This is a genomic window from Flavobacterium erigeronis (genome assembly GCF_054075165.1).
In genome coordinates this window covers 224993-248194 of the sequence record NZ_JBSKGP010000010.1, presented here as the reverse complement: position 1 = coordinate 248194, position 23202 = coordinate 224993, and the positions used below count along the sequence as shown (strand labels likewise).

Here is a 23202-nt window from a genome sequence, read left to right as displayed (position 1 = left end):
GCCTTAAAAACACCTAATTTTAATTATTCTTCTCTAACAACTTCTTTTTTAACCACTTCTCTTTTGGCAACATCATAATAATGTTCAATAGTAACATGATTGTGATTTTCGGGTGTATTTTCAAGTTCGTAAGCTTCTTTAAAGCCTTTAAGCTTTACTTTTATATTTTCATCAAGAGCACGTGTTTCTTTAAATTCGCGAATCAAATCCAAAACGTCATGTGAAATGTATTCTGTATCATGAGCATTAATAATCACTTTAGAATTTTCTGGAATTTCAGCCAAAGTTTGTTTGATTGCCGCTTTATTTAAAAACGAAACTTCTTGCGCTAAATCAATATGAATGATGTCGCCATCTTCATATTCTTCTTTCTTGAAAATATAAGCTCTTTTTAAGTTTCCTCTCAAAACGAAAATAATACTGATAACAATTCCCAGCGCAACACCTTTTAGCAAATCTGTCGCAACGACAAAGACCAAAGTTGCAATAAAAGGGACAAACTGGTATTTCCCCTTTTTCCAAAAATGCATAAAGGCTGCTGGTTTTGCTAATTTATATCCGACCAAAATCAAAACAGTCGCCAATGTTGCCAATGGAATTTTGTTCAGAATAACTGGAATCGACAATACACTTATTAATAAAAGAATACCGTGAATAATAGCAGACAATTTAGATTTTGCTCCTGCATTATTGTTGGCAGAAGATCTTACAACTACAGATGTCATTGGCAAACCTCCTAAAAGAGAGCTTATAATATTACCAACACCTTGTGCTCTAAGCTCTACATTGGTATTAGTGTAACGCTTTTGCACATCCATTCTATCAGTAGCTTCAATACATAAAAGCGTTTCAATAGAAGCGACAATGGCAATCGTAACACCCACTACCCAAACTTGCGGATTTGTAACAGCAGTGAAGTCTGGGGTAATTATAATCGATTTAAAATCATCAAAAGATTTTGGAACTGGCAAAGAAACCAAATGTTCTTTTGCAATTGCCAAAGTGCTTCCTGTAGATAGAAATATCTCATTTAAAATGACACCAGCAATAACAGCAACAAGTGCTCCCGGAACCAATTTTATTCTTTTTAAAAATGGAACTTTATCCCAAGCTAATAAAATCACCAACGAAACCGCAGATACTACTACAGCTCCTAAATGAATATGATTTAAAATATCAAACAGAAATGAAAAAGTATTACTTCCATCGTTTTGAACAAAAGCTTGATCTCCTTCAAAATCAGCATCATAACCAAAAGCGTGCGGTATTTGCTTTAAGATGATAATGATTCCGATACCAGCTAACATTCCCTCAATTACGTTTGTCGGAAAATAATTCGATATACTTCCAGCTTTTAAAAATCCTAATGCTAATTGAATTAATCCAGCAATAAAAACAGACATTAAAAATACATCGAAAGCTCCTAAATCGGTAATTGCGGTTAAAATAATAGCTGTTAACCCAGCAGCTGGACCTGATACACTAATATGTGACTGGCTTAAATATCCTACAACGATACCACCCACTATACCAGCAATAATTCCAGAAAATAATGGTGCTCCAGAAGCCATTGCAATACCTAAACACAACGGAAGAGCCACCAAGAAAACCACTAAACCTGAAGCAAAATCAGATTTAAGGTTGGCAAAAAGATTGATTTTTTTTGTCATAATATAATACTAAAAAAATTATTCATTAAAGATTTACCACATCTCGATAGAAATGCGGCTAAAGTTCGAAATAATCGGAAGTATTATGCTACGTTAGGTGGTGGAGCAAATATGCTCGGAGAGATGTTGTCTAGTTTGACAATGTTTTCAGAAATGATCGTTTTTTTCTCGATGTAAACCGGGATCAAAACTTCATGTTCTAAAATAGTGGGATGAACTACATTTTTAAGTTCTTTGTGCACTTCTTCTTCAGCAATGCTAAAAGATATAGCCGTACTATTCCCTTTCTTAATCGCCTGAACAATTGTCGGGGTCGATAAGAAGGCAATAAATATGAATAATAATATGCGGGCTACAAATTTCATCAAAGCAAAAATAGCGTTAAACAAATAAAATCAAAGAGATTTTTATAGAAATTTAACACAAACAAAAAAGCAGAATGGATTTTTTACCCCATTCTGCTTATAATTCATTAAAAAACAATAGTTTATAACGTTTCTTCTAACCAAGCATTCATCATCCAAATTGTTTTTTCTTGCTCAGAAATGAAGTCACTCATCATAGAATTCGTTCCTTCATCATTAATTTCATCTGATTTGTTCAATATTTCTCTTTCAATTTTTAATAAATCTGATAAAGAATGAACGATTAAATGAACCGCCTTTTCATCGTTAGAAATATTTTTTCCAACCGTTAATTTATTGTTTTGAATATAATCTTCAAAAGTATGCAGAGGAGTTCCGCCAATTGTTAGAACTCTTTCGGCTATCATATCTATTTTTAATTGTGCATCTGTATATAATTCTTCGAATTTTACGTGTAAGTCAAAGAAACGCTTTCCGCGAATGTTCCAGTGGATACCTCTTAAGTTTTGGTAATACACTTGAAAATTTGATAATAATACATTCAGTTCTTTTACTAACAATTCTGATTCTTTTACAGGCAATCCTAAAATATTTGTCTTCATAATCTATTTTTTTACACTAATTTACTACAAATTTAGAGTAACTTTACTAAAATAAACATAAATAAAAATTATATTTTCTTATTTTTGCATCACAAATTACTATCAACATGACTATAACTCAATTGCAATATGTATTAGCGGTTGCTGAGCATAAAAACTTCACACTTGCTGCTGAAAAATGCTTCGTAACACAGCCGACTTTAAGTATGCAAATACAAAAAATTGAAGAAGAACTTAATATTTTAATTTTCGACAGAAGCAAAAAACCGATTCAGCTTACTGATATTGGTCAAAAAATTGTAAGCCAAGCAAAAAATATCGTAAACGAAGCCGATCGTATTAAAGATATCGTAGAACAGCAGAAAGGTTTTATTGGCGGAGAATTTCGTTTAGGAATTATTCCGACTATTATGCCAACACTTTTGCCAATGTTCTTAAATAATTTCATTAAGAAATACCCAAAAGTAAAACTCTTAATTGAAGAGTTGAATACAGAAGAAATTATTCTGAAACTAAAAAACGGGCATTTGGATGCTGCCATCGCTGCAACACCGCTTGAAGACGAAAAAATCAAAGAGATTGTTTTGTATTTCGAACCTTTTGTAGCGTATATACCTGAAAATCATTCCAGTTTCCAAAAAGAAGAAATTGAAGTTGCTGATTTAAATTTGAATGAAATTCTGTTATTGCAGGACGGCCACTGTTTTAGAGACGGAATTCTAAATCTTTGCAAGACAGTTTCAGAATCTGACCAAACTAATTTTCAGATTGAGAGTGGAAGCTTTGAAACTCTTATAAAATTAGCCGACGAAGGTTTAGGCACAACGTTACTTCCGTACTTGCACACCTTAGATTTAAAAGAATCTGACAAACTGAAACTTCGTAATTTTAAGGAACCAAAACCCGCTCGAGAAGTAAGCTTGATTTACCCTAAAAGCGAATTAAAAATGCAAATCATTGATGCTCTAAGATCTACAATTGCTGGTGTCGTAAAAGGCGCAATTGTTTTTCAGAACGTTCAAATCATTAGTCCGTTGCAAAAGAAATAGCTCTTTGCGGTTAATATTTTTAACGCAAAGCACGCTAAGATTTTTATTAGTAGCCCAAGCAGGATCTATATATTAAGTTCGCAAAGCGTTGTCTGGACAAAGCTTTGCGAACTTTCATTTTAATGATAACTCAAAAAAACTTCGCGCTCTTTACGTAAAAACTTTGCGCCCTTTGCGATTAGTTTTTTAACGCAAAGTGCGCTAAGGTTCTTTTTATATACTTTGAGTCTATTTTAAGTTCGCAAAGCTGTGGGTTTATTTTTGGCCGCAGCGTACGCAGAGAATTTTGCAATGAGATTTTAATCTCGCAAAGTCGCGAAGGCTCAGAGGTTTGTTCACGCAGATCTTACAGATTTGTGCAGATCTAAAAGGATTTTATAAATAATCTATGCAAATCTGCTGAAATCTTTTCAAATCTGCGTGAAATTTATTTATATTCCTAAAAAAAACTTTGCGCCTTTGCGAGCAAATTTACAAACAGCCTTATTCTCAAAGCTTTGCGAACTTACATTTTAATGATAACTCAAAAAAACTTCGCGTCCTTTGCGAAAAAACTTTGCGCCCTTTGCGGTTAAATTTTTAACGCAAAGTGCGCTAAGGTTCTTTTTATATACTTTGAGTGTATTTTAAGTTCGCAAAGCTGTGGGTTTATTTTTGACCGCAGATTACGCGGAGAATTTTGCAGTGCGTTTTTAATCTCGCAAAGGCGCGAAGGCGCAAAGTTTTTTTTTCAGGAATACAAATAAATTTCACGCAGATTTAAAAAGATCTCAGCAGATTTGCGTACATATTTTATAAAATCCTTTTAGATCTGCGCAAATCTGCTGAGATCTGCGTGAAACAAACTCTGCGCCTTCGCGACTTTGCGAGCAAATTTCTAAACAGCTTTATTCCCATAGCTTTGCAAACTTTCATTTTAATGATAACTCAAAAAAAACTTCGCGACCTTTGCGGTTAAACTTTTACACAAAACAAAAAACAAAGCACAATAAAAAAGGAGCCAAATTGGCTCCTTTTTTTATACTTTAATTAGCTGTAGACTTTGTTTTAATTCTGGTTTTCCGACTACGAAATTCAGTAACCACTCTTGCAATTGTTCCATTTCGTATGGTAACAGTGTTTTGATAGCTTTTTCTAGCTCTTTGCAGAAAAGTATCGGATCGAAACTAACTCTTTCAAGTATTGATTTCGTGTAATCAAACATCATTTTTGACATAATAAAATAAGATTTTCGGGGGTTATCTATTTTTTAAACTCGAGCCAAATTTAAAAAAATAACTAACATAAATTCTATTTTTAACTTATTATTTTAAAAACTTTAGCAACGAATACGTTTTCTTAAAACATATAAATCAATCTAGAATCGTTCTAAACAGTTCATTTTAAACGTTTTTAAAAGCTCGAAACATTTCTCGTTTTCCAGGAGGCCCCGCTAACTTTTCCACAGTAAAACCGACTTCGATCATGCTTCTTTTAACAACTCCTCGAGCTGCGTATGTTACAAGAACTCCATTTGGCTTTAAACTATTGTACATTTTCTGAAAAATTTCGGTACTCCAAAGCTCCGGTTGCACTCTATATCCGAAGGCGTCAAAGTAAATCAAATCAAAAATTTCTAAATCGTTTATTTCGTGAAAAAATTGTTTCCTTTTCGTTAACGAGAAACGGCTGCTAATTTCTGCTTTTTCATCCCATGGCGTTTTATGCATTTTTTCAAAAATGTTATGATATTCCAATGCTTCTAGCTCTTCGGCATAATTCATTTCTAAAATTTCATTCGGATCAACAGGATACGCTTCAACCCCAACATAATCTATATTTTGCTCTTTTTTAACCGATTCTAAAAAGGTAATAAAAGCATTTAATCCAGTTCCAAAACCAATTTCTAATATGCTTATAGGATTCTCAAATAACGAAAGCCCGTTTTTAATAAAAACATGCTTTGCTTCTTGAATCGCACCGTGTTTAGAATGATAACATTCGTCCCATTCTGGCAAACGAATTGTTGTTGAACCATCTAGCGTTTTAATTATTTCTCTTTTCACCTTTTTAAGAATTTAACAACGGCTTTTTATTGATTTTCAAGCCATTTTAATATTCAAATTTAGTCAAAACAAATGCGTAAAGCCTTAAAAATTGATAGATTTTTCATAAAATATTTATAAAAATCAATTAAAAATTTGAGTTTATTATAGGATAAATAAATCTCAATCAAAACCATCAAATAATGAATTTTCGCTAAGTATTTTACATATTTTTACGTAATTTTGCATTCAATAAATTCCATTTTACACGATATCATCACTTTATATTTTATAAAAGTGAAAATATCTCACAAAAAACTTACATAACTATGAGTACAACTCAAACGAGCAAAATTGAAATCATTAAAGCTACTTCTACAAAAATCAACGAAGTAGATTTTGAGAACTTAAGTTTTGGTGCTGTATTTACAGACCATTTATTCGAATGCGATTTTAAAAACGGGCAATGGCAAAATCCTGTCATTAAGCCTTATGCTCCTATTTTGATGGATCCATCTTCAAAAGTCTTCCATTACGGACAAGCTATTTTTGAAGGAATGAAAGCTTATAAAGACGAAAGCAATGACATTTGGTTGTTTAGACCAGATGAAAACTACAAACGTTTTAATAGTTCTGCTGTTCGTATGGCAATGCCAGAAATTCCAGAAGCTATTTTTATGGATGGTTTAAATGAATTATTGAAAATTGACCAAGAATGGATTCAGAGAGGAAACGGAGCTAGTATGTACATCCGTCCTTTTATGATTGCGACAGGTCCTGGAGTTATCGCAAATCCTTCTGACGAATATAAATTTATGATTTTACTTTCTCCTGCAAAAGCATATTACGGAGGCGAAGTAAAAGTAATTATTGCTGAACATTACAGTAGAGCTGCAAATGGCGGAATCGGAGCGGCAAAAGCTGCCGGAAACTACGCTGCGCAGTTTTATCCAACTAACTTGGCAAACAAAGACGGTTTCCAACAAGTTATCTGGACAGATGATGCAACGCACACCAAACTAGAAGAAGCGGGAACAATGAACGTTTTCTTTAGAATTAACGACACTTTACTAACAGCTCCAACAAGCGAAAGAATTTTGGATGGTGTTACTAGAAAAAGTTTGATTGCAATGGCCGAAAAAGAAGGCTTAAAAGTAGAAGTTCGTCCAGTAATTGTTTCAGAATTGGTTGAAGCAGCTAAAAACGGATCTCTGAAAGAAATCTTCGGAGCTGGAACTGCAGCAGTTATCAGCGTTATCAAAGGATTCTCTTATAAAGATGAATATTTTGAAATGGCTCCAATTGAAAATTCGTATGCTTCTTTCTTAAAAGAAAAATTAACAAGTCTTCAAAACAAACTTTCTGAAGACACTTACGGATGGACAGTTAAAGTTCAATAATCCAAAACCGATAATAAAAGAGAAACCCGATAAATTTAGTTTTATCGGGTTTTGTTTTATTTTATATTAAATTTCACCTCAGAGAATACTGGGATTAAACTCAATCTTGTCATTTCGACGAAGGAGAAATCTTCGCTAGAAACTCCTCATAGCAAATCGACAATCTTTGTCGAGCTACTTGTGGAGATTTCTCCTTCGTCGAAATGACAAAAAATGACGCAAAGCTTTGCGACTATTTGTTTTTTTTTACAAAAACTACAAAAAAAAATCTTAGTTCTTTGCCCTTTAAGATTAATCCTTACAGCAGCTTAGAAAAATCAGGTTTAAAGTAATTCGGACCTTTCATTACTTTTCCATCTTCGCGATAAATTGGTTTTCCGTCTTCACCCAATTTGCTCATATTACTGCGCTGAATTTCATCAAAAACAGCTTCAATTTTATCTTGAAGACCGTGCTCGATAATTGTTCCGCACAAAATATACATCATATCTCCAAGCGCATCTGCAATTTCAACTAAATCATTATTTTGAACCGCTTCGTAATACTCTTCATTTTCTTCTTTCATTAAATTGTAGCGAAGTAATTTCTTCTCTGCTCCTACATCAGCCTTTGGCGTAGTGCTGTGGCCAATTTTAAAAGCAGTGTGAAATTCGGTTACGGCGTCAAGTTGTTTTTTCATATAGTAGTTTTCTTTTTTTTGCTAATTTAAGTCACTTTCGCATAAATATGAAAATTTATTAAACGAAATGAAAAGGCAATTTAGCAACAAATCGTTTACAAATCTTTAAATTTGCTGAAAATTTTTATAACTATGTTTAGTCAAGGACAAATACTATTTGGAGTGTGTTTTTTTATTGCATTTGTAATCATTATGATTTTTGCTTATCGAAAAGATCTGAAATTGCACAAAGTCTTCTACAAAGGAAATTACAAAGTACTCCTTGCTTTCCTGCTTTTTATTGTCCTTTTGTTTGTAATTAAAATATTTCTAAAAAGATAAATTATTCTGGTTGCAACAAAATAAAACCTAATAATTATGGGTTATTAGTAAGACTCATGATAAAATTTATAACTTTACCGAAACCAAACAATCTGCCATGAAAATTCTAAAGTATTTATTTCTTTTCGCCTTATTAAGTTTTGTCGCTCTTACTGTTTTTGTTGCCACACAGAAAGGAGATTTTTCTGTAGAAAGAAGTAAAGTTATCAATTCGCCACGCACAACGGTTTATAACTACTTGAATGACTTTAGAAATTATGAAGATTTTGAATCATGGTCTGTAGAAGATCCTTCAATCAAAATGACATACGCTAATAAAACGAGCGGAAATGGCGCTTCCTTTTATTGGGACGGTACTGATGGCAAAGGAAATGCTATTATTCTTAAAACAAAAGAAGGAGAAAGCATTGACCAAAAAATGCAATTTGATGGCACTGAAGCTGATGTAAATTGGACTTTAAAAGATACTCTTAACGGAAAAACAAAAGTTACTTGGAAAGGAAAAGGAACGATGAGTTTTCTATTTAAAATTTACACTGCTCTTCATGGAGGTTCTGACAGAGTTATCGGAACCATTTATGAAAAAAGTTTGGCTAATATTGACAAGAATTTAGATTACGAAACTAAAACTTATGCGGTTAAAGTAGATGGAGTAGTTAAAAAAACAGAAACTCCTTATATTAAACAGACTTTTACGAGCGAAATTGCCAAAGTAAATAAAAATGCTAGAATTGTAATTCCGAAGCTTATTCAGTTTAGCGAAACTAACGGATTGTCTGCAATGGGAAAACCGTTCATTATCTACCATACTTATGATACTAAAACTGGTTTAGCTAAAATTTCAATCTGTTTACCTATTAATAAAGAAATTTCAACCAGTTCTGGAAGCGATATTTTAGCAGGTAAACTAAATGGTTTCGACGCTGTTAAAACAACTCTTAACGGGGATTATTCTCATAGAAGTGAAGCAATTGCAAAAACAACAGCTTACATAAACAACGAGAAAATTATTCCAGATTTAAGCTGGTCGCATCTTGAAATCCTGACGTTAAGCAAATTGGATGTAAAAGCTTCTTCAAAATTGGTAACCGAAATTTATTTCCCGATAAAACCAAAAGTAGTTCCTGTTGCTGCCGAGCCTACTTATGCTCCTGTAAGCACTAGTACTAGTGAAACTCCAAGCGAGCCACATACCGAACAACCACGTACAGAGCCTGTAAAACGCAAACCTGCAGCACCAACGCCTGCTCCTGCGCAAACACCTGCTACACAAGAAGAAGATTCAGAATTTTAAATAATTTCAAAACGGCATTAAACCTTTTGCTTTAAATTCTGTCTAACTTCTATTAAAGAAAGTTTACAAAACAAAAAGTTTGATAGACGAGAAAGAATTTATAAAACAATTATTAACCCCTGAGACGCAAAATACTGCGTTTCAAAAACTCCTGTCTGATTATCAGAAACCTTTGTATTCTCATATTCGAAACATTGTTTTGAATCATGATGATGCCGACGATGTATTACAGAATACTTTTGTAAAAGTCTTTCAAAATCTTAAAAACTTTAAAGGAGAAAGTAAACTTTTTTCCTGGATGTACCGTATTGCTACGAATGAAGCTCTGACCTTTTTATCGCAAAAAGCTAAATTAAAAGGCATTACATCTGAAGACCTTCAAAATAAAACAATCGACAATTTAAAAGCCGATCTTTATTTTGACGGAGATGATATTCAGATCAAACTTCAAAAAGCAATCGTAACGCTTCCAGAAAAACAGCAATTGGTTTTCAAAATGAAATATTTTGAAGAATTAAAATACGAAGAAATTGCAGATATTTTAGGAACATCTGTTGGAGCCTTAAAAGCATCTTATCATCACGCCGTAAAAAAAATTGAATTATATGTTACAACAAATTAAACCTTTTGTAACTAAAACTATCTTATAAGTATTATGAAAACATTTAAATTAGAAAACGAACCAAAAATAAAATCTGGCTTTAAAGCTCCAGAAAATTATTTTGATACTTTTCAAGAAAAGGTTTTACAGCAATTAAACGAAAAAGAAGTTAAAGTAATTCCTTTTTACAAACGCAAAAAAATCATTTCTCTGGCGGCCGCTGCAGTAATTGGTTTTGCATTATTAATTCCGATTGTAAATAATTATAGAGCCAATTCTAACGAACTGGACGAAGCTACTTTAGAAACTTATTTATCTTATCATTCCAATATCAGCCAATACGATTTAATACAAAACTTAGATGACAATGATATTGAAAAATTAGGCAACGATGTAACTCTAGAAGAGGAAACATTGGAAGATATTTTAGCTTCGAGTCCAAATATTGAACACCTAATTTCAGAACAAAATTAAATCAACTTAACTCAACAACTCAATAACTTAGCTTAACAATGAAAATAAAAAACATTTTACCGCTATTGCTATTTCTGACAAGTTTTTCAATTTTTGCACAAAATGGAAAAATTGATGAAAAGCGAGAAAAAATTAAAGCTTTTAAAGTGTCATTTTTAACGACAGAATTAGAATTGACTTCAACAGAAGCTGAAAAATTCTGGCCCATTTACAATGCTTACGATGATAAACAATACGAATTAAAGTATTTAAAAATGAAAACGTATCTGAGAAAGCTAAAAGATGACAATCTTAAAAATCTTTCAGATAAAGACGCAGCAACATTATTATCCCAAATAGAAAGTACAGATAAAGAAATATACCAGCTTCGTGAGAAATACATGAACAATCTGAAAAAAGTACTTCCTGCGAAGAAAATATTACTGCTTAAAAAATCGGAAGACGATTTTAATCGAAAGCTTTTACAGCAATATCGCGACAAAGGCAATAAAGATTAAACTTAACGAAACAACAGCGATAAGAACCCTATATAATAATACTTACTTTATTATTTAGGGTTCTTATTTTTTTATTTAAAGTGAATGCGAACCAGCTTATTATGTCCAGCCGCAATTGCCGTATTTCTATTGATAAAACGAATAGTAAAAAGTTTGGTGTCTTTTGACAGCATCGTCCACGTTTCTCCTCCATTCTGCGAATACTGAAGTCCGCCCGATCCCACACAAACTAATTCTTTTGCGCCTCCGCCTGGCACGTATTGCACACAAGAAGCATATCCAAAACCTTGATTCTGACCAATCAGCTCCCAAGTTTTTCCACCGTCTTTGGTAAAAATTTTATTATCCTTTTTTTCCATCGGCGATTCATAATTTCCGCCTGCAGCAAAACCGTGTTTAGAATCGTAGAAATCTGCCGTAAAAATACCCGTCATTGCCTCTCCTTGTACGATTGGAGTTTCTACAGCTTTCCATGTTTTGCCTTTATCGCCAGAATAAAAAACGCGAGATCTTTTTCCTCCAGAAACTAGCCAAGTATCATTTCCTTTAATTACAATGTTTGAATTGCTTGCCGCAAAAGCCGCTTCGCCTTGTGCATTTGTTGGAAGTTTATGCGATAGTACTTTTGTCCAAGTTTCTCCTCCGTCTCTTGTAATAATAACCGAGAAAGTATCTTCTGTCGGATCTCCAATTGCAATGCCTTCTTTATCATTCCAAAACTGCATGCTATCGTAAAACACTTTCGGATTTACTTCTTTGTAAACCAATTTCACTTTATTGGTCTTTTTAGAAACCTGATACAATAAGGCGGGATTTCCAACACTTAATAGAAAAATGTTTTTTGAATTTTGAGCAATACTTCTAAATTCTAATTTTAAAGTGTCTTTGTAAATATGTTCTTCAAATTTCTGTTTTTTGTCTAAATCAAAACATCCAAAACGAGAATTGTCTCCTCCGTACCAAACTTTATTTTTGTCTATTACGATGGCACGAATGCTAATTTTATCCTGAAATAAAGTATCAACTTGAATTGCTATAAAACCATTTTCATAATTTGCTTTATTCTTATTTGTGAATGTTTTAAAGGATACAAACAAAACAAACATGCAAAAAAACAGCGATACTTTTCTCATATAAATAAAATTTAGGGTATTGCTAAAATACAATTAATTCCCACATGGAGAATTAATTTTCGATTTTTTTCTACAACAATAATTTACTGTTTCATTTTCAATCCTTTATACCTAGAAAACCAAAATCTATTTTAACACAAATTCAAAATATTAATAATCAACCATTTAAATGCCTGTTTTTAGCAATTTAATTTTATGGCACAGTAATTGGATATCTCATAATACAAAATAATTTAATACAAATTAGCCATGAAAGCGAATTTACTTTTAATAGCAATATCAGCCTTAGTTTTTGGTTCTTGCGCAGCGCAAGGTCAAACTACTGTTTACGCAAAAAACTCAGATATAAGCGATAACTTAGATTTAAGAGCTGTTGCTTCGATGTTTGGAGAATCAGCTAATCTTCAAGATTTTGAAAGACGTTTAAATGATCCTAAATATCAAATTTCTAACCTTGACCTTAACGGTGATGATGAAGTAGACTACTTACGTGTAATCGAAAGTGTTGAAAACAGAACTCACGTTATTATTATTCAAGCCGTTTTAGATCGTGATGTTTACCAAGACATTGCCACGATTGATGTAGAGCGAGACAATTACAACAAAGTAAGTGTTCAGGTTGTGGGTAACACCTATTTGTACGGGGCAAATTATATTTATGAGCCAGTTTATAGTGTAGTTCCTGTTATCTATACTTCGTTCTGGGTTACCAATTACAGACCTTATTACTCAACTTGGTATTGGGGTTATTACCCAACCTATTACAATGCATGGGCGCCATATCCTATTTACAGATATAGAAACAATGTAAATGTTTATATTAATGTAAACAACCATTACAACTATGTTAATGTGAGAAGAAGTTACAGAGCTCCTGCAATTTATGAAACAAGACGTACTTATGGTTACGAAAGAATGCGCCCGAACTATAGTTTTGCTGAAAGACATGCTAACACTTCAAACCGTTACGAATTAGATCAGAGACGTGTGGCAAGCAGAGAATCTAACAGAAATACATATAACACGAACAGAAATTATACAGGAAGAACAACTTCAACTGATAATAGAACTTCAAATAGAACGTATGCTGAAAATAGAAGCGCAACAAACAGAACTTCTGTAGATAGAAGCAATACTTCAAGCGGAAATACTAATAGAGGTTACAACTCTACAGGCAGAAGCACGGAAAGTGTAAATACCGGAAGAAGCACGAATCGTGATTATTCTCCTAGAGCTACTAACACTCAAAGAGCAGAAAACACTACTAGAGTACAAACTACTCCAAGAGCAGATTACGGAAATGTTAATTCTTCTAACACATCTAGAAGTAGTTCTAATCGTGAAATGTCTGCTCCAAGAGCCGAAAGAAGTTCAGGAAGTTATTCTGGAAACCAATCTAGCAGTTCAAACAGAGATTATTCTGCTAGACCACAACAAAGCCAGCGTTCAGAATCTCCAAGAATGAGCCAGGAATCTTCTAGAGGAAGTCAAGAATCTAGAGGCGGACAAAGCCAGAGAGAAAACAGTTCAAGTTCTAGAGGTGGCGGTAGAAGAGGTTAATTTTAGAAATAAATAATATTCAAAAAGGAAAGCACAATTTTTACGATTGTGCTTTTTTTTATCTTTTTAATTATAATTGCTGCTAATTTGTTTTAAAACAGTAAATTTGCAACCGTCTTTTTATAAAACTATACATGAGCGCATCGCATAAAAACTTACATAGTAAGTTGTCTATTGGGGGTTTATTGATTACTTTAGGGATTATTTATGGAGATATTGGTACTTCTCCATTGTACGTAATGAAGGCTATATTAGGCGATCACACGATAAATGCTGATATTGTTTTAGGAGGTATTTCTTGTGTGTTTTGGACGCTGACATTACAAACTACAATTAAATATGTACTTATTACTTTAAGTGCAGACAACCACGGTGAAGGAGGAATTTTTGCCTTATATGCATTAGTCAAGAAAACAAAAATTCAATGGCTCATAGTACCCGCTATTATTGGGGGAAGCGCCCTGCTTGCCGACGGAATTATTACGCCACCAATTTCTATTTCATCTGCAGTTGAAGGAATTAGGGCATTCTATCCGACTATGCAGACGCAGACTATTGTCTATATAGTAATTACCATTTTATTTATATTATTTACAATTCAGCAGTTCGGAACTAAATTGGTTGGTAAATTCTTTGCGCCAATGATGTTAATCTGGTTTGCTATGCTGGGAACTTTAGGAGCCATTCAAGTGGTTAATTATCCTGAAGTAATTAAAGCAATTAATCCGTACTACGCTTATCATTTATTATCTATACATCCTGATGGTTTCTTCGTTCTTGGTTTTGTATTCTTATGTACAACTGGAGCTGAAGCCTTGTATTCTGACATGGGACACTGCGGAAGGAAAAACATCAGAATCAGCTGGATGTTTGTAAAAACTACATTGGTTTTAAACTATTTTGGTCAGGCAGCTTATTTAATTCACCACGAAGGAAGCACATTACAGCAATTAGGTGGAGAAAATGGGAATCCGTTTTACTTAATTATGCCTCACTGGTTTTTACCATTCGGAATCGTAGTTGCAACTCTTGCTGCCGTAATTGCGTCTCAGGCACTTATTTCTGGTTCGTTTACTTTGATAAACGAAGCAATGCGTCTGAATTTCTGGCCAAAAGTAAAAATCAAATATCCAACAGAAGTAAAAGGTCAATTGTACATTCCGTCAATCAACTGGTTGTTGTTTTTTGGTTGTGTTGGAATCGTTTTACATTTCGAGAAATCAGGAAATATGGAGCATGCTTATGGTCTTGCCATTATCTTATGTATGATTATGACAACCATTTTGCTAAACTATTACTTAATCATGAAACGTGTAAAACTGTACTTCATGGTTCCGTTAATCACTATTTATTTATTGATTGAGTTTAGTTTCCTATTTGCTAATATTACCAAATTTGCCGAGGGTGGTTATGTAACTTTAATCATTGCGAGTTTATTGATTTCTGTAATGACGATCTGGTATTTGGCTAAGAAAATCAACAAAAACTACACGAAAGTGGTTAAAATTGATGATTACAAACAAGTGTTAGTAGAATTAAGCCAAGATTTATCGATTCCGAAATATGCTACGCACTTAGTTTATATGACTAATGCAAATCGTGTTGACGAATTGGAGGAAAAAGTAATCTACTCTATTCTTCAAAAACGCCCAAAAAGAGCTGATATTTATTGGTTTGTTCACGTTAATATTTTGACAGAACCTTATAAAACACAATATAAAGTAACCGAAATTGCTAAAGACGACATCTACAGAATTGACTTTAACTTAGGTTTTAGAGAACCTACTAAAATCAATTTGATGTTTAGAGAAGTTATCAAAGACATGGTAAAACGTGGCGAGGTAGATATTACCAGCCGTTACGAATCGTTGAACAAAAACAATATTATTGGTGACTTCAAATTTGTATTGTCTGAGAAATTCTTATCTAACGACAATGATTTAAGATGGCATGAAAATATTATTATGAATTCTTATTTCTTTATTAAAAAACTGAGTTTGTCTGAAGAAAGGGCTTTTGGTTTGGACAGCAGTTCTGTTAAAGTAGAGAAATTCCCAATGGTGCTTCATGCTCCAGAAAATATCGGATTAACGAGAATCATTCCTAAAGAATAAACTTCTAGATATATTCATAAAAAACACTCTTACTTAGAGTGTTTTTTTTCTTTTAAAGAGAGTCAGAATAAGATTCGATATTAAAAATTTAACTTTCAATCAATTAATAGTACCTTTGCACTTCAAATAAAGAAAATGAGATTACACAGAAATTTAGTTTATACTACCATAGATTCGTTAAATGCTATTTTTAACGAAGGAGAATATGCAGATAAAGTGGTAGCTAGAGCATTAAAAAAAGACAAACGCTGGGGAAGCTCAGACAGGAAGTTTGTTGCTGAAACGATATACGAAATTGTTCGTTGGAAACGCTTGTACGCTGAAATTGCAGAAGTTAAAGAACCTTACGATAGAGATAATTTGTGGAGAATGTTTGCTGTTTGGGCAGTTTTACGCGGTTATCCAATTCCAGATTGGAGGCAGCTAGAAGGAACTCCTGAAAGAAAAATCAAAGGACGTTTTGACGAATTATCTAAAAACAGAGCTTTAAAAGAATCTATTCCAGATTGGATGGATGAATTAGGAGTAAAAGAATTAGGCGAACAGGTTTGGTCTAAAGAAATTGCTGCTCAAAATCAGCCTGCAAAAGTTATTTTGCGAACTAACACTTTAAAAGGAACAAAAGAAAGCCTTAGAAATACATTAATGGATTTAAATATTGAAACTGAATATTTAAAAGACCAGCCAGAAGCTCTTGTTTTAAAAGAAAGAGCCAATGTATTTTTAACTGACGCTTTTAAACAAGGTTTATTTGAAGTTCAAGATGCCAATTCTCAATTGGTTGCAGGTTTTCTTGATGTAAAACCAGGAATGCGCGTAGTAGATACTTGTGCAGGTGCAGGAGGAAAAACATTGCACATGGCTTCTTTGATGGAAAACAAAGGGCAATTGATTGCAATGGATTTGTACGAAAGTAAATTGAAGCAATTAAAATTAAGAGCTAAAAGAAATGGAGCTTTTAATATCGAATACCGTATTATCGACAGCACAAAAGTGATTAAAAAACTGCACGAAAAAGCAGACCGTGTTTTAATCGACGCGCCTTGCAGCGGATTAGGCGTTTTAAAAAGAAACCCAGATTCTAAATGGAAATTACAGCCAGAATTTATTGATAACATTCGTAAAGTTCAGAGTGAGGTTTTAGAAAGCTATTCTAAAATTGTAAAACCAGGCGGAAAATTAGTGTATGCAACTTGCTCTGTTTTACCATCAGAAAACCAAGAGCAGGTGGAAAAATTCCTTAAAACTGAAATCGGACAGCAGTTTACTTTTATTGAAGATCGTAAAATGCTCGCTTCTGAATCTGGTTTTGATGGGTTTTATATGGCGCTTATGGAACGTAAGAAATAAAACTTCAAATTCCAATATTTGAAATTCCAAATTCCAATCTTCTTGGAATTACTTAATATTAAAATCCCAAATTTCAACCTAGTTATTGAAATTTGGGATTTTTTATGCATTGTTTTGTCAATTTCGACGTAAGGAGAAATCTTCGTAAGTAGCTCCGCTCCAATAAGCCAATCTTTGTCGAGCTTCTCGTGAAGATTTCTCCTTACGTCGAAATGACAAAATTGCTAAAACTTTAGCTTTAGAATTTTGATATTGAAATTTCCTTACAGCTCAACTTTGTCAAAGTTTTAAACGCGGAGCATTGGAATTTGGAATTTCTAATTTGGAATTTTAAATAGCAACAGTCGCTTTTCTCAGTAGTTTGCCATTCTCATTTTCTTTGAATTTTGACACAAAAACAATTTCTTTTGGTTTTTCATACTTCCCTAAAACATCAAAGAAATCAGGTTCGAATTCTTGTTTTTCTCCTTCGATAACCAAAACCAATTTTTCTCCTAAAGTGGTATCTGGAAGTCCCGTCACAAAAAATCTGTTCGCGATTTTTCCAATCAGTTTAGCTTCAATCTGTTCTGGAATCAGTTTCACTCCTCCACTATTGATTACGTTATCAATTCGACCTAAAAACTTAAACTGCTGCTCATTTAGCAATTCGACCAAATCATTGGTCACAATTGGTTCGTCTGAAATTGTAGCAACATGAATAACCAAGCATTGACGATCATCTTGACTTATTTTCACGTTCGGAAGAATAGAGAAAACCGAATCACCCAAACGTTTCGCCGCAATATGCGTAATAGTTTCGGTCATTCCATACGTTTCATAAATTTCTGTTTTAAGCGGCAATAATTTTTCTTCAAAAGCCGAATCTAATTTAGCGCCTCCAATAATCAGCTTACGCACTTTAGAAAGTTTTTCGATTGAATTTTGAACTTGTAGCGGCACCATTGCTACAAAATCGTAAGTCGTTTTATTTAATTCTAACGGATGAAGACTTGGTGAAACAACATCCAATTCTAATCCTAAAATCAAACTTCTTACGAGCATCATTTTTCCTGCAATAAACTGGGTCGGAAGGCACAATAAAGCTTTATCTCCAGGTTTTAGATCAAAGAAATCGCCTGTTGCCAGTGCCGACTGTATCATGGCTTGTTTTTTCAATCTGACTAATTTTGGAAGGCCAGTAGTTCCAGAAGTAGTCATTTCGATATAATCCTTTTTATCAAACCAATCCAAAAAGAATTCCCCGATTGCTCTTTCATAAGCATCACCTTCTTTTACATAACTGTAAGCAACTTGACACACATCTTTTGCATTTAAATGATAACCATTTAATTTAAAATAATTGTGAACTTTATTTTGAGTTAAGTTTAGCATATTCTTAAGCTTTTAATTCGACATTAGTAATATTTCCTGTTAGTTTCTCTTTCCAATTTGTCCAGCCATATTTTTTACTGAAAATAAAAAGCAGAATAGGATAAATAACAACAACAGGCAGAATTACATCTATTCCTGCCGAAGGTTCTGAAAGATCTTTAAATATAGAATTGGTCTGAAAAACCGTCCAATCTGAGGTAACCAATAGCGCTCCGACAAGATTGTTTGCAGCATGAAATCCAAGTGCCAGTTCCATTCCTTCATCCATCAAGGTAATTACACCTAAAAACAATCCGGTTCCTATATAATAAATCATGATAATATTTCCCATTTTGGCAACCTCAGGATTGGTCCAATGCATCGAACCAAATATAAGAGAAGTCATTAGCAACGGAAACCATCTGTTTCGAGCCAAATTGGCAAATCCCTGCATAAGATAGCCTCTAAAAATATATTCTTCTGTACTCGTTTGAATCGGAATTAAAACACATCCTAAAACAGCTAATATTAAAAACGGTACCAATTTGAACTGCAATACAAATTGCTCTGGAGCTCTTAAATACACAAATAGAAAGCTAAGCACTGAAAAAAAGGCCCATAGAAAGAACGAAAACCAAATTCGTTTCCAATCCACTTTAGGTCTAGAAGTGGTAATTGACAATAATGTTTGATGATGAATAAATTTTACAACAAAATAAATTCCCGCAAAGGCAAAAATAAAGGAAATCATTACCAGAAAAAGAGTCGTATTCGATTCAAACATTTTCATAATGCCTTCATTCGTAGTTGGAAAAGCAACATGTTCCATATATGTTTTGTAAAATACAGCTGCAGTAATTGGAATTTGCCCGACAAAAGACGCTGAAATAATAAAGACAGAACCTAAAAGATATTTCCAAAATTTATTTTCAGGTTTAATTCCTTGTTCTAAAAACATAAATTTAAAATTTTAAAAAATGAGAATTCAAATTCGATAAGTTAATCTTACTTTTGGTATGCGAAAATACCCCTTTTTATCTTACAAAAATTTGAAACACCTAAATATAACAAAATGATACAAATTTACCATAATCCGAGATGCGGAAAATCGAGAAACTGTCTTGCTTTTATTGAAGAATCGAAACAAGATTTTGAAATTATTCCTTACTTGACCGAAACACCAACTTTTGAACAGCTAAAAACATTATTAGGCCAGTTAAATCTTGCACCAATTCAGCTTATCAGAATCAAAGAAAAAATCTGGATCGAAAATTTTAAAGGCAAAACTTTGAGTGATGATGAGATCATTAACGCAATGGTTGAAAATCCGATTTTAATCGAGCGTCCGATTGTTGTAAAAGACGGAAAAGCTATAATTGGACGAGATCCAGAATTGGTAGCTTCTTTTTTAGATTGATTCTAAAATATCCTATTAACATTTTTTTGTGATTTCTCTCTTTAAACCAAAAACTACATTTGCCGTCTAAAGAAAGAAAAACCAGAAAATGAAAAAAATCAAATTTGCTGTATTGCTTGTATTCTTGTTGACAAGTTTTTACAATTACTCTCAACAAGGAAGCCCAGGCGGCAAAAACAAAGTAAAAGTCACCGGAAAAGTTTTCGAGAAAATAAGCAAACAACCTTTAGAATATGCTACTATTTCGATTACTGCCCCAAATGACACAAAAGTGGTTGCTGGAGGTATTACAAACCCAAAAGGAGAATTCGAAGTTGCTGTTGCACCTGGAACTTACGATATAAAAGTCGAATTTATTTCGTTTAAATCAACTGAAATAAAAGGAAAAAGTATTCAAGACGATACCAATTTAGGTGTTGTAAATTTATCTGAAGATGCGGCGCAATTAAACGAAGTTGTAGTTCGTGCCGAAAAATCGACTGTTGAGATCAAACTGGACAAAAAAGTCTACAACGTTGGTCAGGACATGATAGTAAAAGGCGGAAGCGTGAGCGATGTTTTAGATAACGTGCCATCTGTTTCTGTAGATACTGAAGGAAATGTAAGTTTAAGAGGAAGCGATAACATTCGTATTTTAATTGACGGAAGACCTTCGCAAGCGATTAACGTAGCCGAAGCGTTGAGACAACTTCCTGCTGATGCAATTGACAAAGTAGAAGTTATTACCAATCCATCTGCGCGCTATGATGCGGAAGGAGGATCTGGAATCATCAATATTGTTCTTAAAAAAGGTAAAAACCAAGGTTTTAACGGAACCTTAATCGCTTCGACAGGTTTGCCTGAAACATATGGTTTAAGTGGTAATTTAAATTATAAAACAGAGAAATTAAATTACTTCACAACAGCTGGATACAATTACAGAACAAACGAAGGAGCTGGTAAAACAAATTCTGAGTATTTTGACACAAACGGAAACACAACAAGCTTCTTAGACGAAACTCGTGATACCAAACGTGTTAGAAACGGATTTAACGGAAGAGCCGGTGTTGAATGGACTCTTACTCCAACAACTTTCTGGACAAACGCCATCAATTACCAAAAAAATAATGGTGACGACCGAGATTTGATTAATTATTATAATTATGATGCGAGTGGTAATTATACAGGAACAACCTACCGTTTAAACAACGCAGACACGGGCAGCGAAAATGTTGAGTTTACTTCAAACTTAATTAAAAATTTCAACGACAAGGGACATAAACTTACTGCTGACTTTTCTATTTCAAGAAATACAGACGACAGCAATAGCAGAATTGAAGATTCACCAAGATTTGACACAACGTTAAATGATCAAATTCAGAAACAAGTTCTTTTTCAAGCAGATTATGTATTGCCTTTAGGAGAAGGAAGCCAATTTGAAGCGGGATACAAAGGAAGTTTTGGAGACTTAAACAATGTTTATAATGTAACTGACGACGCTGGAACCGTAAATCCTAATTTATCTAATACTTTAGAGTATAAAGAAAACATCAACGCGCTTTACACGCAATATGGCTTCAAGAAAAATAAATTCTCTTATTTATTTGGATTAAGATGGGAAGACACAAACATTCAAGTTAATCTATTAGATAACAGCGATTTCAATACTAAAAAATACAACAACTTATTTCCAAGTGCTTTTATTAGTTACGAAATCTCAGACCAAAGCAACTTCTCGGCAAGCTACAGTAAACGTTTATCTCGACCAAGAGGACGTTTTATGAATCCTGCTGTAAACTACGCAAGTAACATTAATATCTTTCAAGGAAATCCAGATTTAGATCCTTCTTTGACAGACAAATATGACATTGGTTATATCAAAAGATGGGATAAAGTAACTTTTAATACATCAGCTTATTTTGAAGACACAAAAGATGTCTTCAGCTTTGTACGTTCTCCTACAGGAGACGAAGTGAACGGAATTCCTGTAATTAAAAGTTCGCCTATCAATTTAGGAAAAGAGCAAAAATTTGGTTTCGAATTTACATTCAATTATACTCCATACAAATGGTGGAAACTGAACAGTAACTTTAACTTCTTTAATGTAAAAACTACCGGAGAAAATAGCTATACAGACACACAAGGAAATGTAGTCGTTCAGAATTTAGATAACCAGGCTAATTCTTGGTTTGCAAGAGTGAACTCTAAAGTTACATTACCATACAAAATTGATTGGCAATTGACTGCAATGTACAACGGAGAGCAAAAAACAGCGCAAGGTAAAAACTTAGGCCAATTCGGAATGAACACTGCTTTCAGTAAAGACGTTTTAAAAGACAAAGCAACAATTGCTTTTAACATTAGCGACGTTTTCAATTCAAGAAAAATGAGATCTTACACCTATCTAGACAATGTAAGTTCGTATAGCGAATTCCAATTCCGTAAACGTCAGTTTAATTTATCTTTCACTTACCGTTTCAACAAACCAAAAGGAGAAAGAGATAAAAACATGCCTAAAAACAATGACGGCGGCGGCGAAGGCGGCGGAGAATTTCCAGGATAAACTTTTTTAAATTCCAATACTGGAGTGAAATTCCAAAAATTAAAATCCAAATTCCAATTTTTACTGTTGGAATTTGGATTTTTTTTATTGGATAATATTAAAATTAGAACTTTTGATTCATCCAGAAACCTGACAGGTTTTAAAAACCTGTCAGGTTTAATACTCCAATTTGGAATTCAGTATTGGAATTCCAAATCTGATTATTAAAATCTTAATTTCTAGTTTTCTAAACACTGCCCAACTTTGTCAAAGTTTAAAACTTTGACAAAGTTCTAAACTCAAAACAATTGGAATTTGGATTTTTTGTATTTATAACGAAACCCGACAGGTTTTAAAAACCTGTCGGGTTTAATACGCAATATTTGGAATTTGGAATTTCTAAAATTTTGGAATTTTTCTTTTTTTATCCAAAATCGCAGATTTGCAGATAAAAAAAAAGAACCCAATGGGTTCTTTTTTTATGACATCAATCTAAAATTAAATAGATTGTTCTTCTTGTCTTTTTCTGGCTCTTTTTTCTTTAATCATTTCCCAGCTTGCTCCCGTAACCCAGTAAGATACGAAACCAACTAAGAAAAACATTAACCAAAACCCTATAGTTAGTATGGTTAAGAAAAGTAAAAAACCTAAGTACTGTGAAAATTCAAACATGTTTTCCGGAATTTTTGAATGTTACGACAAATGTAGGGCTTATATTTTTTCTCAGCAATAAAATCTAAATCAATTTTCGTTAAATAACATTTATCCGTATATTTAT

The 23202-nt window shown here is 33.3% G+C and carries 21 protein-coding genes; 11 read left to right on the top strand and 10 right to left on the bottom strand.

Going from position 1 to position 23202, the window contains the following annotated elements; genetic code table 11:
• Positions 1 to 23: 23 nt before the first annotated feature.
• The 3 genes from ACWA1F_RS19710 to ACWA1F_RS19700 all read right to left on the bottom strand — a co-directional run bounded on the left by ACWA1F_RS19710 (position 24) and on the right by ACWA1F_RS19700 (position 2637).
• Positions 24 to 1670 (bottom strand): SulP family inorganic anion transporter, encoded by a 1647-nt coding sequence (locus tag ACWA1F_RS19710; protein WP_306160260.1) that lies wholly within the window; start codon positions 1668 to 1670, stop codon positions 24 to 26.
• Between the two features lie 83 nt (positions 1671 to 1753).
• The gene (locus ACWA1F_RS19705) at positions 1754 to 2035 is read right to left on the bottom strand and encodes a hypothetical protein (RefSeq protein WP_456896287.1); all 282 of its coding nucleotides are present in this window, start codon (positions 2033 to 2035) and stop codon (positions 1754 to 1756) included.
• 122 nt (positions 2036 to 2157) lie between these two features.
• Positions 2158 to 2637, bottom strand: coding sequence for a Dps family protein (locus ACWA1F_RS19700; protein ID WP_091491835.1), 480 nt, complete (start codon positions 2635 to 2637; stop codon positions 2158 to 2160).
• 107 nt (positions 2638 to 2744) lie between these two features.
• Between ACWA1F_RS19700 and ACWA1F_RS19695 the strand changes: the two genes are divergently transcribed.
• Positions 2745 to 3686 carry a LysR substrate-binding domain-containing protein gene (locus tag ACWA1F_RS19695; protein WP_306160264.1) on the top strand — a complete coding sequence of 314 codons (942 nt, stop codon included), beginning with the start codon at positions 2745 to 2747 and terminating at the stop codon, positions 3684 to 3686.
• A 1018-nt stretch (positions 3687 to 4704) separates the two neighbouring features.
• Here ACWA1F_RS19695 and ACWA1F_RS19690 read toward each other — a convergent pair.
• Complete coding sequence (locus ACWA1F_RS19690) at positions 4705 to 4902, bottom strand: hypothetical protein (RefSeq protein WP_095928926.1); 198 nt, start codon at positions 4900 to 4902, stop codon at positions 4705 to 4707.
• Between the two features lie 166 nt (positions 4903 to 5068).
• Positions 5069 to 5731: a tRNA (5-methylaminomethyl-2-thiouridine)(34)-methyltransferase MnmC2 gene (gene mnmC2, locus ACWA1F_RS19685; RefSeq protein WP_456896190.1), complete on the bottom strand. Its 663-nt coding sequence runs from the start codon at positions 5729 to 5731 to the stop codon at positions 5069 to 5071.
• 308 nt (positions 5732 to 6039) lie between these two features.
• Here mnmC2 and ACWA1F_RS19680 point away from each other — a divergent pair, with 308 nt between their 5' ends.
• Positions 6040 to 7110 (top strand): branched-chain amino acid aminotransferase, encoded by a 1071-nt coding sequence (locus ACWA1F_RS19680; protein ID WP_125720167.1) that lies wholly within the window; start codon positions 6040 to 6042, stop codon positions 7108 to 7110.
• A gap of 298 nt (positions 7111 to 7408) precedes the next feature.
• Here the strand turns inward: ACWA1F_RS19680 and ACWA1F_RS19675 are convergent, their stop codons facing one another.
• Entirely contained in the window at positions 7409 to 7789 is a 381-nt protein-coding gene (locus tag ACWA1F_RS19675) for a nucleoside triphosphate pyrophosphohydrolase family protein (RefSeq protein ID WP_306160270.1), read from the bottom strand.
• A gap of 418 nt (positions 7790 to 8207) precedes the next feature.
• Here ACWA1F_RS19675 and ACWA1F_RS19670 point away from each other — a divergent pair, with 418 nt between their 5' ends.
• The 4 genes from ACWA1F_RS19670 (at position 8208) to ACWA1F_RS19655 (ending at position 10976) form a co-directional block, all read left to right on the top strand.
• A complete protein-coding gene (locus tag ACWA1F_RS19670; RefSeq protein WP_456896187.1) occupies positions 8208 to 9404 on the top strand; it encodes an SRPBCC family protein in 1197 nt (398 codons plus the stop codon).
• A gap of 79 nt (positions 9405 to 9483) precedes the next feature.
• On the top strand, positions 9484 to 10026 hold the full coding sequence (locus tag ACWA1F_RS19665; protein WP_456896185.1) for an RNA polymerase sigma factor: 543 nt from the start codon (positions 9484 to 9486) through the stop codon (positions 10024 to 10026).
• Between the two features lie 33 nt (positions 10027 to 10059).
• A complete protein-coding gene (locus tag ACWA1F_RS19660; RefSeq protein ID WP_456896183.1) occupies positions 10060 to 10479 on the top strand; it encodes a hypothetical protein in 420 nt (139 codons plus the stop codon).
• Between the two features lie 38 nt (positions 10480 to 10517).
• Complete coding sequence (locus ACWA1F_RS19655) at positions 10518 to 10976, top strand: sensor of ECF-type sigma factor (RefSeq protein ID WP_306160278.1); 459 nt, start codon at positions 10518 to 10520, stop codon at positions 10974 to 10976.
• Between the two features lie 71 nt (positions 10977 to 11047).
• Here ACWA1F_RS19655 and ACWA1F_RS19650 read toward each other — a convergent pair whose 3' ends face one another.
• A complete protein-coding gene (locus tag ACWA1F_RS19650; protein WP_456896181.1) occupies positions 11048 to 12109 on the bottom strand; it encodes a WD40/YVTN/BNR-like repeat-containing protein in 1062 nt (353 codons plus the stop codon).
• A 249-nt stretch (positions 12110 to 12358) separates the two neighbouring features.
• On the opposite strand from ACWA1F_RS19650, the gene ACWA1F_RS19645 reads away from it, so the two are divergent.
• The 3 genes from ACWA1F_RS19645 (at position 12359) to ACWA1F_RS19635 (ending at position 17133) form a co-directional block, all read left to right on the top strand.
• Positions 12359 to 13669, top strand: a complete 1311-nt coding sequence (locus ACWA1F_RS19645; RefSeq protein ID WP_456896179.1) for a hypothetical protein — start codon at positions 12359 to 12361, stop codon at positions 13667 to 13669.
• 134 nt (positions 13670 to 13803) lie between these two features.
• On the top strand, positions 13804 to 15783 hold the full coding sequence (locus ACWA1F_RS19640; RefSeq protein ID WP_456896177.1) for a KUP/HAK/KT family potassium transporter: 1980 nt from the start codon (positions 13804 to 13806) through the stop codon (positions 15781 to 15783).
• Positions 15784 to 15918: 135 nt separating this feature from the next.
• Positions 15919 to 17133, top strand: a complete 1215-nt coding sequence (locus ACWA1F_RS19635) for an RsmB/NOP family class I SAM-dependent RNA methyltransferase (protein WP_306160286.1) — start codon at positions 15919 to 15921, stop codon at positions 17131 to 17133.
• Between the two features lie 330 nt (positions 17134 to 17463).
• Here ACWA1F_RS19635 and ACWA1F_RS19630 read toward each other — a convergent pair whose 3' ends face one another.
• Both ACWA1F_RS19630 and ACWA1F_RS19625 read right to left on the bottom strand, forming a co-directional pair.
• Complete coding sequence (locus ACWA1F_RS19630; RefSeq protein ID WP_456896175.1) at positions 17464 to 18507, bottom strand: AMP-binding protein; 1044 nt, start codon at positions 18505 to 18507, stop codon at positions 17464 to 17466.
• A 4-nt stretch (positions 18508 to 18511) separates the two neighbouring features.
• Positions 18512 to 19444 carry a CPBP family intramembrane glutamic endopeptidase gene (locus tag ACWA1F_RS19625; protein ID WP_456896173.1) on the bottom strand — a complete coding sequence of 311 codons (933 nt, stop codon included), beginning with the start codon at positions 19442 to 19444 and terminating at the stop codon, positions 18512 to 18514.
• Between the two features lie 114 nt (positions 19445 to 19558).
• On the opposite strand from ACWA1F_RS19625, the gene arsC reads away from it, so the two are divergent.
• Both arsC and ACWA1F_RS19615 read left to right on the top strand, forming a co-directional pair.
• Positions 19559 to 19903: an arsenate reductase (glutaredoxin) gene (gene arsC, locus ACWA1F_RS19620; protein ID WP_456896171.1), complete on the top strand. Its 345-nt coding sequence runs from the start codon at positions 19559 to 19561 to the stop codon at positions 19901 to 19903.
• 88 nt (positions 19904 to 19991) lie between these two features.
• Positions 19992 to 22445 carry a TonB-dependent receptor gene (locus ACWA1F_RS19615; protein WP_456896170.1) on the top strand — a complete coding sequence of 818 codons (2454 nt, stop codon included), beginning with the start codon at positions 19992 to 19994 and terminating at the stop codon, positions 22443 to 22445.
• Positions 22446 to 22922: 477 nt separating this feature from the next.
• On the opposite strand, the gene ACWA1F_RS19610 is transcribed toward ACWA1F_RS19615, so the two are convergent.
• Positions 22923 to 23096, bottom strand: coding sequence for a hypothetical protein (locus ACWA1F_RS19610; RefSeq protein WP_111288649.1), 174 nt, complete (start codon positions 23094 to 23096; stop codon positions 22923 to 22925).
• Positions 23097 to 23202: the final 106 nt, after the last annotated feature.